This is a genomic window from Pseudomonas palleroniana (genome assembly GCF_022836895.1).
Classification (GTDB): domain Bacteria; phylum Pseudomonadota; class Gammaproteobacteria; order Pseudomonadales; family Pseudomonadaceae; genus Aquipseudomonas; species Aquipseudomonas palleroniana.
The window spans coordinates 4,269,494-4,286,221 of sequence record NZ_CP092411.1 but is presented as its reverse complement, the minus strand read 5'-3'; the positions used below and the strand labels follow the sequence as shown (position 1 = coordinate 4,286,221).

The following is a 16,728-nucleotide window of genomic DNA, read 5'->3' as shown; positions in this document are numbered from 1 at the left end:
CCTCTCAGGCTTGGAAACGACGAATGGAAAACGCTGCAATGGGTTGGCGGCTGGCGCCTGAGCAGACCAGGTCCGCCAGGGCTTCACCGACCGCCGGGCCGAGCTGGAACCCGGCGCCGGCAAAGCCGAAACCGTGGAGCAGGCCGGGTTGGGTGCTGCTGGGACCGATCACCGGTTCATGATCGGGGAGGTAGCCTTCGGTGCCGCTCCAGGTACGGATCGCCTGCGCGCCCTGGAGGAACGGGTACAGCTCAGTGGCGTTGCGCAAGATCTCCAGCACGGCCGCTTGCCCTGGGCGCGCCGTCAGCGGGCCCAGGGCGAAGCCGCGGCCGCCGCCCAGGATGCAATTGCCCCGGGCGACCTGGCGCGCGTAAATCCCACCGCCTTCAACGCCGGTACTCACCGTCATCACCACCGGCAGCGGTTCGGTCACCAGCATCGCCGGGTGCGCCGAAGTGATGGGCACCGGCTCGCCAAACTGTGCGGCGACGGTGCCGGCCCACGCGCCGGCACAGTTCAGCAGCCAGGGTGCGTGTAAGTGCAGGCCGTTGGCACAGCGCACCTGGAAACACGCTCCGTCGTGCTCAATGCCAATCACTTCGGCCTGCTCAAAGATCGTTGCGCCCAGGCGTTGCGCGGCACGGGCGAAGGCCGGCGACACCAGGCGCGGGTTGGCATGGCCGTCCTCGGGGCACAGCGAAGCACCGACCGCGATGTCGCCCACCCAAGGGAACCTGGCGCGCAGCTGCGCATGATCGAGCAGTTGCAAGCCCAGGCCGAATCCTTGCGTCTGGTCTGCGTAAGCCTGCAACGCGGCAAAATCTGCGTGACTGCGCGCCAACTTCAGATGCCCGGAGCGCACGTACTCGCCATCGATACCGATCAACCCCGGCAGGTCGGCCCAGAGCTGATGGGCACGTTGCGACAACGGCAGTTGATGCAATGGCCGACCCTGACGCCGCACGCCGCCATAGTTGACGCCGCTGGAATGGGAGCCGCAAAAGTCCCGTTCCAGCAGCGCCACGCGCTGGCCGCGCTGCGCGAGCATCAGGGCCGCCGATGCGCCAACAATGCCACCCCCCAGCACAATGACGTCGATCATGGTTGCACCTGCACGCCAAATGGCAGCGGCTTGATCGGTGCCTGGCCGCGCAGCCGCCCGACCTGCTCAATGCCTCGGCCACTGTGCTCGGCAATGATTTCCGCCGCCGCCAAACCGCACATGCGGCCCTGGCAGCGGCCCATGCCGACGCGGCAATGGGCCTTGACCCGGTTGATCTCCCAGTGGCCTTCGTCGACCACCGCGCGCACATCGCCCACGCGGACTTCCTCGCAACGGCACAGGATCAACGCATCGGGCGCCTCGGCTGCCCACTGCTGCGGGAAGGGGAAGGCGGTTTCCAGGCCCTGACGAAAGCGCTGGATGCCCGCCAACTGCTGCTCCAGCCAGGCGGCGCGACGCTGATCAATGGTGATAGCCAAATCATCCAGCAGCGCCAAGGCTGCCCGCTCACCGGCCATGTGGGCAGCCTCCGCGCCCATGATGCCGGCGCCGTCGCCGGCCAGGTACACCGCGTCGGCACTGCTGCGCCCGGCGCTGTCGCGTTGCGGCAACCAGGCACGATTCAGGGCGTTCCAGGAAAATTCGCAGCCGAGCAGGTCCGCCAGCTGGGTTTCGCTGCGCAACGCATGGGCGAAGGCCACCGCATCACAGGCCAGGCTCTGTTCAGCCCAACGGATGGCGCTGACCCGTTGTTCACCGTCAATCTGCTTGAGCGTCACCCCCTGATGTACGGGAACCCCATGGGCCGTGAGCCAGGCGCGGTAGTACAAGCCCTTGGCCAGGGTCAGCGGTTGCCCGAGCAACGCCGGCAATGCCCGGCATTGAGCGCTGAAGGGCGCGCTGTCGAGCACCGCCACCACGTTGGCCCCGGCCTTGGCGTATTGATACGCCACCAGATACAGCAACGGCCCGCTGCCGCAAAACGCCACGCGCTCACCGATGGCACAGCCTTGAAACTTCAAGGCGATTTGCGCAGCGCCAAGGCTGTACACCCCAGGCAGGGTCCAGCCCGGCACCGGCAGGATACGATCGGTGGCGCCGGTGGCAACGATGATGCGTGAGTACGCAAGGCTTTCGGCACGGCCGTGATGGAGCAGGTCCAGGCGACCGCCTTCGGCATTCCACACCAGGGTTTCGGGCCGGTAGTCGAGCAACGGCGCCAATTCATCCATCGTGCGGTGTACCGCCTCAGCCTTGCCCGCTTCAAAACCGTAAAGCTGCTTGGCCGAACGCTGGAAGTTCGCCGGTTGCCGCCGATAAATCTGCCCGCCGCCGCGCAGGCTTTCATCGATCAGGCACGGTTTGATGCCATGTTCGAGCAGGGTACGCGCCGCACTGATCCCCGCCGGGCCTGCGCCCACAATCACCACCGGCTTCATGCTTGGCGCCCCGGGTCGCGGCTGATGGCCTGGCCCTCTTCCAGGAGCGTCGAGCAGGCCCGTACGCGACGCCCGTCCTCCAGCCGTACCCAGCAATCCTGGCAGGCGCCCATCAGGCAGAACCCGGCGCGGCGCTCGGCGCTGAAATCGCTGCCTCGCAGGTGGTCGGCGCAGGTCAGGATGGCCGTGAGCAGGGTGTCGCCCAGCAGCCCCGTGGCCGGTTGCCCGTCCAGGGTAAAGGCCAGGGCAGGGCGCGTGGTTTCGGCCAATCGCTTGAACAGCGCCATCAGTGTTTCCCCACCAGGACGCGGTCCAGGCCGTAGACCCGGTCCAGTACAATCATGGTGACTGCCGTCAACCCGATCACCAGCGCCGACACTGCCGCCATCATGGGGTCGATGGATTCGGTGGCGTAGACGTACATGCGCACCGGCAGCGTTTGCGTGGCCGGTGAGCTGACGAAGATCGACAGCGTCACTTCATCGAAACTGTTGATGAATGCCAGCAGCCAGCCGCCGGCCACGCCGGGCAGGATCATCGGCAGGGTGATCTGGCGAAACAGCGTAAAGCGCCCGGCACCGAGGGATTCGGCCGCTTGCTCGGCACTGCGGTCAATACCGATGGCGGCCGCCAATACCAGGCGCAGCACATACGGCGTGATGATCACCACGTGCGCCAGCATCAGCCAGGTGAAGCTGCCGTTGACGCCCATCAGCGCAAACAGACGCAGCATCGCCACCCCCAGCACCAGGTGCGGGATGATGATCGGCGACAGGAACAAGGCACTGCAAAAATTGCGTCCGGGGAACTGATAGCGGCTGATGGCCAAGGCGGCGGGCACCGCAATCAGCGTGGCCAGGCTTGCCGCCGTGAAGGCCAGGACCAGGCTGTTATAGAACGCCTGGATAAAGTCCGCGCGCTCGAACACCGCACGAAACCAACGCAGGGAAAACCCCGATGTGGGCAGGCTCAAGGTGTTTTCCGGGGTGAAGGCCACCAGGCACACCACCACCAGCGGCGCCATCATGAACAGCACCACCAGGCTGTGAAAACCCAGGGCCAAAGGACCGTTTCTGGACATGCGCTTAAACCCCCAGGGACTTTTTGTAGCGGCTTTCGACCATGCGGTTCCAGCTCAGCATGATCAGCAGGTTGACCAGCAGCAGCACCACCGCGATGGTCGCGCCCATGGGCCAGTTGAGTTCCGAGAGGTACTGGTCGTACACCACGGTGGCGACCATTTTCAGGCGCCGCCCGCCCAGCAGGCCGGGAATGGCGAATGAGCTGGCGGCCAGGCCGAATACGATCAAGGTGCCGGACAACACGCCGGGCATCACCTGCGGCAAGACGATCTTGCGCATCACCGTGGCCTGGCTTGCGCCCAACGAAAGCGCCGCCTGTTCAGCCGACGGGTCGAGTTTTTGCAGCGAGGTCCACACCGGAATGATCATGAACGGCAGCATCACGTGCACCAGCGCGATGATCACGGCAAATGGCGTGTACAGCAGCTTCACCGGGCGCCCGCCGAGGGCCTGGATCACTTGATTGACCAAGCCGTCGGCGCCCAGCAGCAAGCTCCAGCCGAAGGCGCGCACCACCACCGAGATCAACAGCGGGGTGAGGATCAGGATCAGGAAAATCGAGCGCCACGGGGTGCCCATGCGGCTGAGGATGTAGGCCTCGGGCACGCCGATGACCACGCACAGCAAGGTCACCAAGGCGCTGATCCAGAAGGTGCGCCAGAAGATTTCGTAGAAATACGCATCGCGCAGCAAAGACAGGTAATGGGCGAAGGTCCACTCATCGGCCTTCACGCCGACCTGATAGTCGAACACGTTGAACGACAGCACCAAGGTCAAGCCCAGCGGCAGCAGCAACAGCCCGGTAAACAGGGCCAGGGCCGGCAACGACAATAAGTAGCCCCGACTCATGGGCACACCTCATCCGCCGCCAAGACGCGCAACAACTCGTCTTGCCACTGCAGGCCCACCGCCGTGCCGCAGCCCAGTGGCGTGCTGCCGTCGTTGCTGCAGGCCACGGTGATTTCGCCGAGCGGGGTCTGGACGCGGTACAACCATTGGCTGCCGAAAAAGTAACGGTCGCGTACGCTGCCTTGCAGGAGGCCGAGGCCGGCGTCTACCAGTTGGATTTTCTCCGGGCGCAGGCTCAGGGTCAGTTCACCGCTGCCGCCTGCCTGGCGCACTTGCGGGTTGCCGAGTGCGTCGTAGTCGCCGGGCAACAGGTTGGCTTTGCCGACGAAGTCCGAGATAAACCGGGTGCGCGGGTGCTCATAGAGTGTGTACGGCGCGTCGATCTGGGTCACACGCCCGGCCTGCATCACCACTACGCGGTCGCTGATCGACAGTGCTTCGGCCTGGTCGTGGGTGACCATCAAGGTAGTGATGCCCACGGCGCACTGGATGCGGCGAATTTCAAATTGCATTTCTTCGCGCAGGCTGGCGTCGAGGTTGGACAGCGGTTCGTCCAGCAGCAACACCGGCGGTTCGATCACCAGCGCACGCGCCAGGGCCACCCGTTGGCGCTGGCCGCCGGACAGCTCGCGCGGGTAGCGCTCGGCATGTTGCGCCAGGCGTACCAGCTCCAGCACGTTTTTGACCTGGGTGGCGATTTGGCTGGCTGGCACTTTGCGCATTTTCAGGCCGAACGCGACGTTGTCGCGCACGCTCATGTGCGGGAACAGCGCATAACTTTGGAACACCACGCCCAGGCCGCGACTGGCGGGCTTGGCGTGAGTGATGTCGCGACCGTCGAGCAGGATTTGCCCGCCAGTGACGTCCACGAAGCCTGCGATCATTTGCAAGGTGGTGGTCTTGCCGCAACCCGAGGGGCCGAGCAGGGACACGAATTCGCCTTTTTCCACCGCAAGGTCGGTAGCGACCACCGCGTCGACGGCGCCATAGCGTTTGCTCAAGGCGTTGAGTTGGAGAAATGCCATAGTGCGTTCCACCTTTTTGAGTCGCGTCGAGACGCGCTTTTTTGTTTTGGGCAGATGCGAAAGAAGTGTCTCGGGTGCGTTGGCGCTCGATCTCAAGTCGGCTGCCGATTGTTGTTCATTTCGCCCCTGTGAACGCAGATTAGGACGAAGACCCGGAAGGGTGGAAGATGGAATTTCACTGAATGAAGTATTATTTTCAGTTTTATTCAATGATCAGAATAGTTGAGGCTTTTAGATGGAAAATGATTCCACTGAGCGGAATGTTGAGAGCAGGGAAGTCGGCGCGGGCAGTGTGTCTCGGCTGTTTGCGTTATTGCGCACGCTGGGTACGGTGCCGGAAGGCGGCGAACGCGTGACCCAACTGGCGCAGCAGGTGGGCCTTTCCCAGCCCACCACCCACCGCCTGCTGCGCAGCCTGGTGGACGAAGGCATGGTCGAGCAGGATGCGCGCAGCAAGCGCTACCGCCTGAGCCTGGAGTTTTTCGCGCTGGCGGCGAATGCAGGCAAGACCGGCAACCTGCGTGACCTGGTGCGGCCAAGCCTGCTGCGCCTGAGTGCGTCCCTGGGCGACTCACTGTTTTTGCTGGCCCGCAGCGGTTTTGATGCGATCTGCCTTGACCGCAGCGAAGGTCCATACCCGATCCGCACCTTCACCGGCGATATCGGCGGGCGCGTGGCGCTGGGTGTGGGGCAGGGCAGCCTGGCGATCCTGGCGTTCCTGCCGGAGGAAGAGCGTGAAACGGTGATCCGCTACAACTTGCCCCGCCTAAAGGACTTCCATCTGTATGACGAAGTGCTGTTGCGCTCGGAGGTGCAGAACGTGCGCCAGCTTGGCTATGCGGCGCGCAATACCGGGGTGCTGGAGGGCATGGCCGGGCTGGCGGTGCCCATCCTCAATCGCGAGGGGCATGCGGTGGCGGCGTTGAGTGTGGCAACCATCAGTGACCGGCTGGGGCCGAGCCGCTTACCGATGGTGGTGGAGTTGTTGAAGCGCGAAGCGGCGGCGATCGGGCCGCGGATCAACCCGTTTGATCCGACCTTGCGTCGGCCTTCACAGACGTTTGGGGGATAACTCATTTTCGCTGTACCCCCTATCGCCCCGCACAGGTCTAGATCGCGGCCAGGGCTACCGACGTGGCTGCCGTGCGGGTCTCCACGCCGAGCTTCACATAGACATGCTCCAGATGTTTGTTCACCGTCCTCGGACTCAACCCCAGAATATCCCCGATATCCCGGTTGGTCTTCCCGCACGCCACCCAGCGCAACACTTCCACCTCGCGCTCGGTCAGCTGGAATCTGGCTGACAGCAGCCTTTGTGCCGGCGCATCTTCAAGCGTCAGTACACTCGGCTGCCGTGCCTCCCTTGCCGACAGCAAAATACGCGACGTGCGCAAATGTGCCGCCACCCGTGCCAGTACCTCATCGGTCTGGATCGGCTTGGTCACGTAGTCGCTGCCACCTACCTCAAACCCCTGCACCACATGCTTGCTATCGGTCAGCCCGGTCATGAACACCACCGGAATGTCTGCGCTGGCAGGCTGCGCCTTGAGCCGACGGCAGGTCTCGAAGCCGTCCAGGCCGGGCATCATCGCGTCCAGCAGGATCAGGTCCGGGCGCCGGCGTTGCACGCGGTTCAACGCGCTGAGGCCGTCGAGGGCAACCAGTACCATATAGCCCGCGTCGTCGAGGGCGTCGGAGAGCATGGCCAGGTTATCCGGGGTGTCGTCCACGATCAGCACGACGCCGGGTTCATTACTGGTCAATGCATTCATCTGCGGCCTCCTTGAGGGTTCGGTTGAGTTCATCCAGGCGGAAGCCCTTGAGCAGCCCGCGGACCTTGCTGATAAAAGGTTCGGTGTCCGGGCGCTGTTCAAGGAGGGTGTCGAGTTTGGCATGCAGGCCCCGCACATAGCCGATGGCGCTGAGCTCGGCGAGTTCAGCCAGGTCTGCAGCGCTGGGCAATACGCTGGGTGGTGGCGGTGGTATCCGACTCTGGGTGCGCCGCAGCCATTGCAGGCCCAGGTGCTGTTGCAGGCAGCCGAGCAGCTCCGGCGTGCGCACGGGCTTGGCCAGGTAATCGTTGCAGGCGGCGGCAATGCTGCGTTCGCGGTCGTCGGTGAACGCGTTGGCCGAGATCACGATGATCGGCGCGGTGGACAACGCATTGCGGCGGATCAGGCGGCTGGTTTCATAGCCATCCAGGGTCGGCATCGAGAGGTCCATCAGGATCAGGTCGGGTGCCAGCAGCGCCACCTGGCGGATTGCATCCTGGCCGTTGCTGGCCTGGATCACCTCGAAACCCAGCGGCGTGAGCATGCCGCTGAGCACCTTGCGATGATCCACATGGTCATCCACCACCAGAATGCGCCGTCGCGTGCCTTGATAGCCAATGATGTCGTGCTCGACATGTACCACCGCTTGCGGTGCGCGCACCTGCGACAGGAACAGCCGCACCTGGAAGCAGGTGCCCTTGTCCAGCTCACTGGTGACCCGCAGTTCGCCGCCCATCAAGGACGTGAGCATGCGGGTGATGGTCAGCCCCAGGCCCACGCCATTGCCCTGGCGCATCAGGTCGCCGCGTTCGAACGGTTGGAAAATCCGCTCCAACTGCCCGGGGTCGATGCCGATACCGGTGTCGATGATTTCAAAGTTGGCGGTCTCGCGCCTATAGCTGACCCTCAGGCACACCTCGCCGCTGTCGGTGAAGTTCACCGCATTGCCCAACAGGTTGATCAGAATCTGGCGCACGCGTTTTTCATCGCCACGCACCACGGCGGGGATCTTGCCCACGCAGTCCAGGCGAAAGCGCAGGCCCTTGTCCCGGGCTTGCGGAGTGAACATCTGTTCCAGGTCGTGGAGCAGCTCGGGGAAGGGGATCTCGGTGGGTTCCAGGCGCAACTTGCCGGCCTCGATCTTGGCCACGTCGAGCAGGCCGTCGATCAGCGAGACCAAGTGCGAGCCGCTGCGCAAAATGGTCGCCAGCGCATCCTGGTGCTGTTCGGGCATGGCGCTGTCACGCTGCAGAATCTGGGTGAAACCGAGGATGCTATTGAGCGGCGTGCGCAGTTCATGGGACAGGCCGGTGACGTAGCGGCTCTTGGCGGCATTCGCCGCTTCGGAGGCCTCCTTGGCTTGTTGCAGCGCCTGGTCGGTGAGGCTGTGGGCGTCGATTTCCTGCATCAGCAGCAGGGTCTGGCGGTCGGATTCTTCCTGGGCCACGCCACGGCTTTCGCGGGTCAGCACCACCCACCAGGCGAGCACCGCGGCCAACACGGATAACGTCAGGAAAGCCTTGAAGAACGCCTGGTACAAGGTTTCCGAATGCGGCAAGCCTTGCGCTGCCTGCACATAGATCAAGGCCAAGGCACCGGCGAGCATCAACACCAGCGCCATCAGCAATCCGAGGTAATGTGCCAACCGGGTATGCAAGCGTGGCATCAGCGTATTGGGCAGCAACCAGCGCAGTATGCTTTCGAACTGGGTGACTAAACGGGCGTGGGGCTTGCAACGATCTCCGCAACGCGCATCCAGCGAACAGCAGAGCGAACAGATCGGCGTGCCATAGGCCGGGCAGAACGCCATGTCCGCCGTCTCGAACGGGTTGCTGCACAGCCCGCAGACCGCGTGCGTCGCGCAGGCAACCGGGTGAATCAACTGCACGTCGCTGGTACGGGCGATGTAGTACTTGCCCTGGGTCAGCCAGGCCAACAGTGGCGCCATCACCAGCGCGGTACCCAGTGCCACGAAGGGCGGCGCAGCATGGGCCAGGGCGCCGAACAGGCCAAAGTGCGCGAGGATCGACAACAATGAAGCAATCAGCATCGAGCCGACGCCTACCGGGTTGATGTCGTAGAGGTGCGCGCGCTTGAACTCGATGTGCCTGGGCGACAGGCCCAAAGGCTTGTTGATCACCAGGTCGGCCACCAGGGTGCCGATCCAGGCAATCGCGATATTGGCATAGAGCCCCAGTACCTGATCGATCACATCGAACACGCCCAACTCCATCAACATCAGCGCAATGGCCACGTTGAACACCAGCCACACCACACGGCCGGGGTGACTGTGGGTGACCCGGGCAAAGAAGTTGGACCAGGCCAGCGAGCCTGCATAGGCATTGGTCAGGTTGATCTTCATCTGCGAAATGAACACGAACAACACCATGGCGCCGAGTGCCCATTCCGGTGAGCTGAACACATAGCGGAACGCGACCAGGTACATCTGGGTCGGTTCGGCGGCGCGCTCCATGGGGATTTCATGTTGCAGCGCGAGAAATGCCAGGAACGCCCCGCCGAACATCTTCAAGGCGCCGGGGACGATCCAGCCGGGGCCGGCACACAGCAGGGCGGCCCACCAACGCTTGCGGTTGGCAGCAGTTTTTTCCGGCAGGAAGCGCAGGTAGTCCACCTGTTCGCCGATTTGCGTCACCAGCGACAGCGCCACGGTGCAGGCGGCGCAGAACGCCAGCAGATTGAAATCGCCGCCGTCGGCGTTGCGCCCGACGAAGCTGGTCCAGTCGCTGAAAGCGTCGGGGTTTTTCCACGCCACAAAGCCGTAGGGCAACACCAGCAACAGCAGCCAGATCGGTTGCGTCCACAATTGCAGGCGGCTGATCAGGGTCACGCCGTAAGCCACCAACGGGATCACCAGCAGTGAGCAGATCACATAGGCCAGGGCCAGCGGGATATGGAAATACAGCTCCAGGGCCAGGGCCATGATCGCTGCTTCCAGGGCAAAGAACAGGAAGGTGAAGCTGGCGTAGATCAGCGAGGTGATAGTCGAGCCGATGTAACCGAAGCCGGCACCGCGAGTGAGCAGGTCCATGTCCACACCGTAGCGCGCGGCGTAGTAGCTGATGGGCAGGCCGCTCAAGAAAATTATCAGGCTGATGGCGAGGATCGCCCAGAAGGTGTTGGTGAAGCCGTAACTCAAGGCCAGCACGCCGCCGATGGCTTCCAGCGCCAGGAACGACACCGCGCCGAGGGCCGTGTTGGCAATGCGCAGTTCCGACCATTTGCGAAAGGACTTGGGGGTGTAGCGCAGGGCATAGTCTTCCATGGTCTCGTCGGCGACCCAGGTGTTGTAGTCGCGGCGGATCTTGATGATGCGCTGGGTACCGGGAGGGGGCTGCACGGTGGAAGGCTCCGGGAAGTGGGCGAGATTGATCAGCAAATTCCATGCCCCGACAGGCACCCAGATCCAAATGTGCGAGCGGGCTTGCTCGCGAATGCGGTGTGCCTGTAGCTGATGGGGTGACAGCTACCGCGCATTCGCGAGCAAGCCCGCTCTCACAGGGGATCTCCAGTGCCTGGGGGAGCGTGATCCTGCCCTGGATTGGTGCGCCGCGGCATACGTCAAATGACGTACACCGTTACGTCAGGCTGCGTATACCCGAGCCGGATGACTGCCGCCATGCTGGACACCTCATTGCAGAGGAGTCGCCCCATGGCAATACGATTGATCCGCTCCACACCGCTGTTGGCCTTGTCATTGCTGGCGGCCGCTCTGTTCAGCCAGGGCGTGCTGGCCGATAACGAAGGCCTGGCCGTGACCCCCACCGAAGTCACCGTCGGCCAATTGCATTCGGCCACCGGCACCATGGCTATTTCCGAGACCGGCTCGATCCAGGCCGAGCGCCTGGCCATCGAACAGATCAACGCCTCGGGCGGGATCCTGGGACGGCAGATCAAGGTCATTCAGGAAGACGGCGCCTCCGACTGGCCGACCTTCGCCGAAAAAGCCAAGAAACTGCTGGTCAACGACAAGGTTGCCGCGGTGTTCGGCTGCTGGACGTCGGCCTCGCGCAAAGCCGTGCTGCCGATATTCGAGAAAGAAAACGGCCTGCTGTACTACCCGACCTTCTATGAGGGCCTGGAACAGTCGAAAAACGTGATCTATACCGGGCAGGAAGCCACCCAGCAGATTCTCGCCAGCCTCGACTGGATCGCCAAGACCAAGGGCGCCAAGACCTTCTACCTGGTCGGCTCCGACTACATCTGGCCGCGCACCTCGATGAAGATCGCGCGCAAGCACATTGAAAACGTACTGCACGGCACCGTGGTCGGCGAAGACTACTACCCCTTGGGCAACACCCAGTTCGGTTCGCTGATCAACAAGGTCAAGCTGAAAAAGCCTGACGTGGTGTTTGCCGCCGTGGTGGGCGGTTCCAACGTGGCGTTCTACAAACAACTCAATGCCGCAGGCGTGAATGCCTCCAAGCAGACCTTGCTGACCCTGTCGGTCACCGAAGACGAACTGCTCGGCATTGGCGGCGAGAACATGGCCGGTTTCTATGCCTCGATGAAGTACTTCCAGAGCCTGGACAATCCTAACAACAAAGCCTTCGTCGAAGCCTTCAAGGCCAAGTACGGCAAGGATGCGGTGATCGGCGACGTAACCCAGGCAGCCTACCTCGGCCCATGGTTGTGGAAAGCGGCGGTGGAGAAGGCCGGCAGTTTCGACGTGGATAAAGTGGTGGCCGCGTCCCCGGGCATCGAACTGAAAACCGCGCCGGAAGGCTATGTGAAGATCCACGAGAATCATCACCTGTGGAGCAAGTCGCGCATCGGCGAAGTGCAGCCGAACGGCCAGTTCAAGGTGATCTACGAGTCGGATCTGATCGAGCCGAACCCATTCCCGAAAGGCTACCAGTAACGGGGTTCACCTGTGGAAGGTGGCTTGCCCTAATGCCACCTCCCACATAAAGCCAAGGCAGCCCGCATTTCATTTCTCTGCAGGAGACCATCATCATGGAATGGCTATCGGAATTTGGAGCCATCGCGGCGATGCAGGGGTTCAACGGCTTGTCCGTGTTCTGCGTGCTATTGCTGATGGCATTGGGGCTGGCGATCATCTTTGGCCAGATGGGCGTGATCAACATGGCCCACGGTGAGTTCCTGACCATCGGCGCCTACACCACCTACGTGTGTTCCAGCCTCACGGCGCACTTCGCACCGAGCTTCCAACCCTATTACTTCTTCTTCGCCATCGCCCTGTCATTCCTCGTCGCCGGTGCCATTGGCTGGCTGGTGGAATGGGCGATGATCAGCCGGTTGTACAAGCGCCCGTTGGACACTTTGCTTGCCACCTGGGGCTTGTCGCTGGTGATGCAACAGACCTTCCGGTCGGTATTCGGTGCCCGTGAAGTCAGCGCTGAACCACCGGCATGGCTGATGGGGTCGGTGAACTTCACCGATGCCATCGAGATCCCGCGCAACGGCCTGTTCATGATGGGCCTGACCCTGCTGCTCACCGCTGCGATCTTCCTGATGCTCTACCGTTCGCGCTGGGGCTTGCAGGTACGCGCCACGGTGCAGAACCGTCTGATGAGCCGTGCGGTGGGTATCAATACGCGCAAGGTCGACCGCATGACTTTCGCCCTGGGCTGCGGCGTGGCCGGTGTGGCCGGCGCGGCATTCACCACGATTGGCTCGACCGGGCCGACAGCGGGCTCGCAGTACATCGTCGACACTTTCCTGGTGGTGGTGTTCGGCGGCGCGCAAAGCCTGTTCGGCACCATCGCCTCGGCTTTCGTGATTGCCCAGACCCAATCGCTGTCGGAGTTTTTTCTCAGTGGCTCGATGGCCAAGGTGCTCACCTTGTCCTCGGTGATTCTGATCCTGATGCTGCGCCCGCAAGGGTTGTTCTCCATCAAAGTGCGCAAGTAGAGGCGACCGGATGAAGGCTTTAGACAAGCTGCTGGGCGGCCAGCAAAACCTGATCGGCATCGTGTTGCTGGCGGTGTTGATCCTGGTGATATTTCCCCTGACCCTTGATGCGTTCCGCCTGAACATGGTCGGCAAATACCTGACCTACGCGTTTGTCGCGGTCGGCCTGGTGCTGTGCTGGGGCTATGGCGGCATCCTTAGCCTGGGGCAGGGCGTGTTCTTCGGGGTTGGCGGCTATTGCATGGCGATGTTCCTCAAGCTTGAGGCCTCGGACCCGGAAAGCACCAGGATTCAATCGACGCCGGGCATCCCGGACTTCATGGACTGGAACCAGATCACCGAACTGCCGTGGTTGTGGCAGCCATTCCACAGTTTCAGCTTCACGCTGGTGGCAGTGATTGCGGTGCCGGTGCTGCTGGCCTTCATCATCGGCATGGCGCTGTTCAAGCGGCGCGTGGGCGATGTGTATTTCTCCATTGTCACCCAGGCGATTGCGCTGATCCTCACCGTGCTGATCGTCGGCCAGCAAGGTCTGACCGGCGGCGTCAATGGCATCACCGACCTCAAGACCCTGCTGGGCTGGGACCTGCGCACCGACAGCGCGAAGATGGCCCTGTACTTCATCAACGCCGGGTTGCTGTTCGGCTGCATCCTGATTGGCCGTTTCATCCTGGCGTCAAAGCTCGGCCGGCTGCTGATGGCTATGCGCGACAAGGAAGAGCGCGTGCGTTTCTCCGGCTATGACGTGGCCAGCTTCAAGATCTTCGTGTTCTGCGTGGCGGCTGCCTTCTCGGCGATCGGCGGGGCGATGTTTGCCTTGCAGGTGGGTTTCATGTCGCCTTCGTTCGTGGGCATCGTGCCATCGATCGAGATGGTGATCTTTGCGGCGGTGGGTGGGCGCATGTCGCTGCTGGGCGCGGTGTACGGCGCGCTGCTGGTGAATTACGGCAAGACGTACTTTTCCGAGTCGTTCCCCGAGTTGTGGTTGTACCTGATGGGCGGGCTGTTTATCGCGGTGGTGATGTATTTCCCCAATGGTCTCGCCGGGCTATGGGACAGCCATGGTCGCCAGGCGCTGGCGAAACTGTTGCGACGCAAACCGGTAGTGCAAGCCCCGATTAAAGCCAAGGCCAGCACCAAGATCCTGGAGACCCAACCATGACCGCCGTCGGTTTTGAAATGAACAAACCGGTGCTCGCCATCGAAGGTCTCACCGTTTCGTTCGACGGTTTCAAGGCCGTCGATAACCTCAACCTGTATATCGACCGCAATGAAGTGCGCGTGGTGATCGGCCCCAACGGCGCGGGCAAGACCACCGTACTCGACCTGATCTGCGGCAAGACCCGCGCCACCAGCGGCAGTATCCAGTTCGATGGCCAGGAACTGACCAGGATGCGCGAGTACAACATTGTGCGGGCCGGGGTCGGGCGCAAGTTCCAGAACCCGTCGATCTACGAGAACCTCACGGTGTTCGAAAACCTGGAAATGTCCTACCCGGCGGGGCGCAAGGTGTGGGGCGCGCTGTTCTTCAAGCGCAGTGCCCAAGTCATCCAACGGGTAGAAGCGGTGGCGCAAGAAATCTTTCTTGGCGACTTGCTGCAACAACAGGCTGACCTGCTGTCCCACGGGCAAAAACAGTGGCTGGAAATCGGCATGTTGCTGATGCAGGACCCCGAGTTGCTGATGCTCGACGAACCCGTCGCGGGCATGAGCGTCAACGAGCGCGCGCAAACCGCCGAGCTGCTCAAACGCATCAGCCAGGGCCGTTCGGTGCTGGTGATCGAGCACGATATGGAGTTCGTCAAAAGCATCGCCCACAAAGTCACGGTGTTGCACCAGGGCAAGGTGCTGGCCGAGGGCAGCATGGAGTCGGTGCAAAGCAACCCGAAAGTCATCGAAGTGTATTTGGGCCACTGAGGAAACAGGTATGTTCAAGATCGACCAGTTGTCCTGCGGCTACGGGCAGAGCCAGATCCTCCACGACCTGCATCTGGACGTCGCCAAACGTGAAATCGTCGCTGTGATGGGCCGCAACGGCATGGGCAAGACCACCCTGTTCAAGAGCCTGATGGGCATCCTGCCGCAGTGGAAAGGCCAGGTCAGCGTGGACGGCCACGATGTGTCGGCGCTGGAAACCCATGAACGGGTGGCACGTGGCATCGCCTATGTGCCTCAGGGCCGCATGATTTTCCCGAGCATGACGGTGTTGGAGAATATCCAGACCGGCCTGCCGGCGTCGGCACGCGGCAAAGTGCCGGAAGACTTGTACGCACTGTTCCCCGTGCTCTACGACATGCAATCGCGCAAGGGTGGCAACCTCTCCGGCGGCCAGCAACAACAGTTGGCGATCGCCCGTGCGTTGGCGACCAATCCCAAGGTGCTGTTGCTGGATGAACCGACGGAGGGCATCCAGCCGTCGATCATCAAGGACATTGCGCGCACGCTGAAGGAGATTCGCAACCTGCGCGACCTGACTATCGTGGTGTCGGAGCAGGTGCTGTCGTTCACCCTGGACATCGCCGACCGCTTCCTGGTGATCGAGAAGGGGCGGTTTGTGATCGAAGAGACCCGGGACCGGGTCGACGAAGCGACGATCAGCCGCTATCTGTCGGTGTGAAAGTGCTGTGCGCTTGACCTGCAAGCTCTTGCAGATCAAGCGCGACAAACTTCAGGCCACGTTGAAAAACGCCACCTGGGTGCTCAAGCGGTCCGCTAGCTCCACCAGTTCATGATTGGAGTTTTCTACCTGTTCGGAACGGGCCGCCGACTGCACGGTGGAGCTGTGGATGCGTGTGACGTTCTGCGCGACTTCTTCGGCGGCGGCGCTTTGCTGGACTGCGGCACTGGCGATCTGCGCATTCATCGCGTTGATCGCGCCCACTTCCTGGCTGATCTTGCCCAGTGCCGCTTGTGAGTCGCGGGTCTGCGCCACGGTGACCTGGGCCAGGCTGCGGCTGCGTTGCATGATGCCGGCGGCGTCCTGGGTGCCGCTTTGCAGCTTGCCGATCATGTCGCGGATTTCCTGGGTGGACGCCTGGGTGCGCGTCGCCAGCGAGCGGACTTCGTCGGCCACCACCGCAAAACCACGACCCTGTTCACCGGCCCGCGCCGCCTCAATGGCGGCGTTGAGTGCCAGCAGGTTGGTCTGGGCGGCAATCGCGTTGATCACTTCGATCACGGTTTCGATGTTTTCACTGTCACTGGAAACCTGGTTTACCCGGCTGGTGGCCTGGTCGAGGATCGTCGCCAGCTCCTCGATGGCCACGGTGACCTCGCCCACCAGGCGATGGCCGCTGTCCACTTCGGCATCCGCCAGGCTCGTCGCTTTCGATGCGGTCGAGGCGTAGCCCGAAACCTCGCTGACCGAGGCGGCCATTTGCGTGATCGCGGCCGCTACATGCTGGGCCTCGCTGGTTTGCAGGGTGATCTGCTGGCGGTTGTCACTGGCCACCGTCAACAGGGTGACCGAGGAGTGGCGTAGCGCCTGGGCCGCCGAGCGTACTTCGGTGATGGTGTCGCGCAGACGCGCCAGGGCGTTTTTCAGGATGCCCATCACGCTATCAGGGTAGCGGGTTTCGATGAGCTGGTTCAAATCGCCATTGGCCAGGCGACGGATCGCTTGGGCGACTTCTTCCGGCTCGGCACCGAGGGTCGCCTTGACCTGGC

15 protein-coding genes are annotated in these 16,728 nt (G+C 62.6%); 6 read left to right on the top strand and 9 right to left on the bottom strand.

Going from position 1 to position 16,728, the window contains the following annotated elements; translation table 11 throughout:
* Positions 1-4: 4 nt before the first annotated feature.
* The 6 genes from MJP36_RS19325 to MJP36_RS19300 are packed head-to-tail and all read right to left on the bottom strand — an operon-like array spanning position 5 to position 5,398.
* Positions 5-1,102, bottom strand: a complete 1,098-nt coding sequence (locus tag MJP36_RS19325) for an NAD(P)/FAD-dependent oxidoreductase (RefSeq protein WP_244383775.1) — start codon at positions 1,100-1,102, stop codon at positions 5-7.
* Positions 1,099-2,442, bottom strand: a complete 1,344-nt coding sequence (locus tag MJP36_RS19320) for an FAD/NAD(P)-dependent oxidoreductase (RefSeq protein ID WP_161549421.1) — start codon at positions 2,440-2,442, stop codon at positions 1,099-1,101. The genes MJP36_RS19325 and MJP36_RS19320 overlap by 4 nt, the downstream gene beginning before the upstream one ends.
* On the bottom strand, positions 2,439-2,729 hold the full coding sequence (locus tag MJP36_RS19315; protein ID WP_060755345.1) for a (2Fe-2S)-binding protein: 291 nt from the start codon (positions 2,727-2,729) through the stop codon (positions 2,439-2,441). Before MJP36_RS19315 ends, MJP36_RS19320 begins: the two co-directional genes overlap by 4 nt.
* A complete protein-coding gene (locus tag MJP36_RS19310; RefSeq protein ID WP_060755344.1) occupies positions 2,729-3,523 on the bottom strand; it encodes an ABC transporter permease in 795 nt (264 codons plus the stop codon). The genes MJP36_RS19315 and MJP36_RS19310 overlap by 1 nt, the downstream gene beginning before the upstream one ends.
* 4 nt (positions 3,524-3,527) lie before the next feature.
* Complete coding sequence (locus MJP36_RS19305; protein ID WP_244383774.1) at positions 3,528-4,373, bottom strand: ABC transporter permease; 846 nt, start codon at positions 4,371-4,373, stop codon at positions 3,528-3,530.
* On the bottom strand, positions 4,370-5,398 hold the full coding sequence (locus MJP36_RS19300; protein ID WP_244383773.1) for an ABC transporter ATP-binding protein: 1,029 nt from the start codon (positions 5,396-5,398) through the stop codon (positions 4,370-4,372). The genes MJP36_RS19305 and MJP36_RS19300 overlap by 4 nt, the downstream gene beginning before the upstream one ends.
* Positions 5,399-5,633: 235 nt before the next feature.
* On the opposite strand from MJP36_RS19300, the gene MJP36_RS19295 reads away from it, so the two are divergent.
* A complete protein-coding gene (locus MJP36_RS19295; protein ID WP_244383772.1) occupies positions 5,634-6,470 on the top strand; it encodes an IclR family transcriptional regulator in 837 nt (278 codons plus the stop codon).
* Between the two features lie 37 nt (positions 6,471-6,507).
* On the opposite strand, the gene MJP36_RS19290 is transcribed toward MJP36_RS19295, so the two are convergent.
* Positions 6,508-7,170, bottom strand: a complete 663-nt coding sequence (locus MJP36_RS19290) for a response regulator (RefSeq protein WP_060755340.1) — start codon at positions 7,168-7,170, stop codon at positions 6,508-6,510.
* A complete protein-coding gene (locus tag MJP36_RS19285) occupies positions 7,151-10,528 on the bottom strand; it encodes an ATP-binding protein (RefSeq protein ID WP_244383771.1) in 3,378 nt (1,125 codons plus the stop codon). The genes MJP36_RS19290 and MJP36_RS19285 overlap by 20 nt, the downstream gene beginning before the upstream one ends.
* A gap of 312 nt (positions 10,529-10,840) precedes the next feature.
* On the opposite strand from MJP36_RS19285, the gene urtA reads away from it, so the two are divergent.
* The 5 genes from urtA to urtE all read left to right on the top strand — a co-directional run bounded on the left by urtA (position 10,841) and on the right by urtE (position 15,679).
* On the top strand, positions 10,841-12,049 hold the full coding sequence (gene urtA / locus MJP36_RS19280) for an urea ABC transporter substrate-binding protein (protein WP_060755339.1): 1,209 nt from the start codon (positions 10,841-10,843) through the stop codon (positions 12,047-12,049).
* 95 nt (positions 12,050-12,144) lie between these two features.
* Positions 12,145-13,062, top strand: a complete 918-nt coding sequence (urtB, locus tag MJP36_RS19275; RefSeq protein WP_060755338.1) for an urea ABC transporter permease subunit UrtB — start codon at positions 12,145-12,147, stop codon at positions 13,060-13,062.
* Positions 13,063-13,072: 10 nt separating this feature from the next.
* On the top strand, positions 13,073-14,224 hold the full coding sequence (urtC, locus tag MJP36_RS19270) for an urea ABC transporter permease subunit UrtC (RefSeq protein ID WP_244383770.1): 1,152 nt from the start codon (positions 13,073-13,075) through the stop codon (positions 14,222-14,224).
* The gene (gene urtD, locus MJP36_RS19265; RefSeq protein ID WP_060755336.1) at positions 14,221-14,979 is read left to right on the top strand and encodes an urea ABC transporter ATP-binding protein UrtD; all 759 of its coding nucleotides are present in this window, start codon (positions 14,221-14,223) and stop codon (positions 14,977-14,979) included. The genes urtC and urtD overlap by 4 nt, the downstream gene beginning before the upstream one ends.
* Positions 14,980-14,989: 10 nt before the next feature.
* The gene (gene urtE / locus MJP36_RS19260; protein ID WP_060755335.1) at positions 14,990-15,679 is read left to right on the top strand and encodes an urea ABC transporter ATP-binding subunit UrtE; all 690 of its coding nucleotides are present in this window, start codon (positions 14,990-14,992) and stop codon (positions 15,677-15,679) included.
* A 51-nt stretch (positions 15,680-15,730) separates the two neighbouring features.
* Here urtE and MJP36_RS28185 read toward each other — a convergent pair whose 3' ends face one another.
* Entirely contained in the window at positions 15,731-16,438 is a 708-nt protein-coding gene (locus MJP36_RS28185) for a methyl-accepting chemotaxis protein (protein WP_411984738.1), read from the bottom strand.
* Positions 16,439-16,728: the final 290 nt, after the last annotated feature.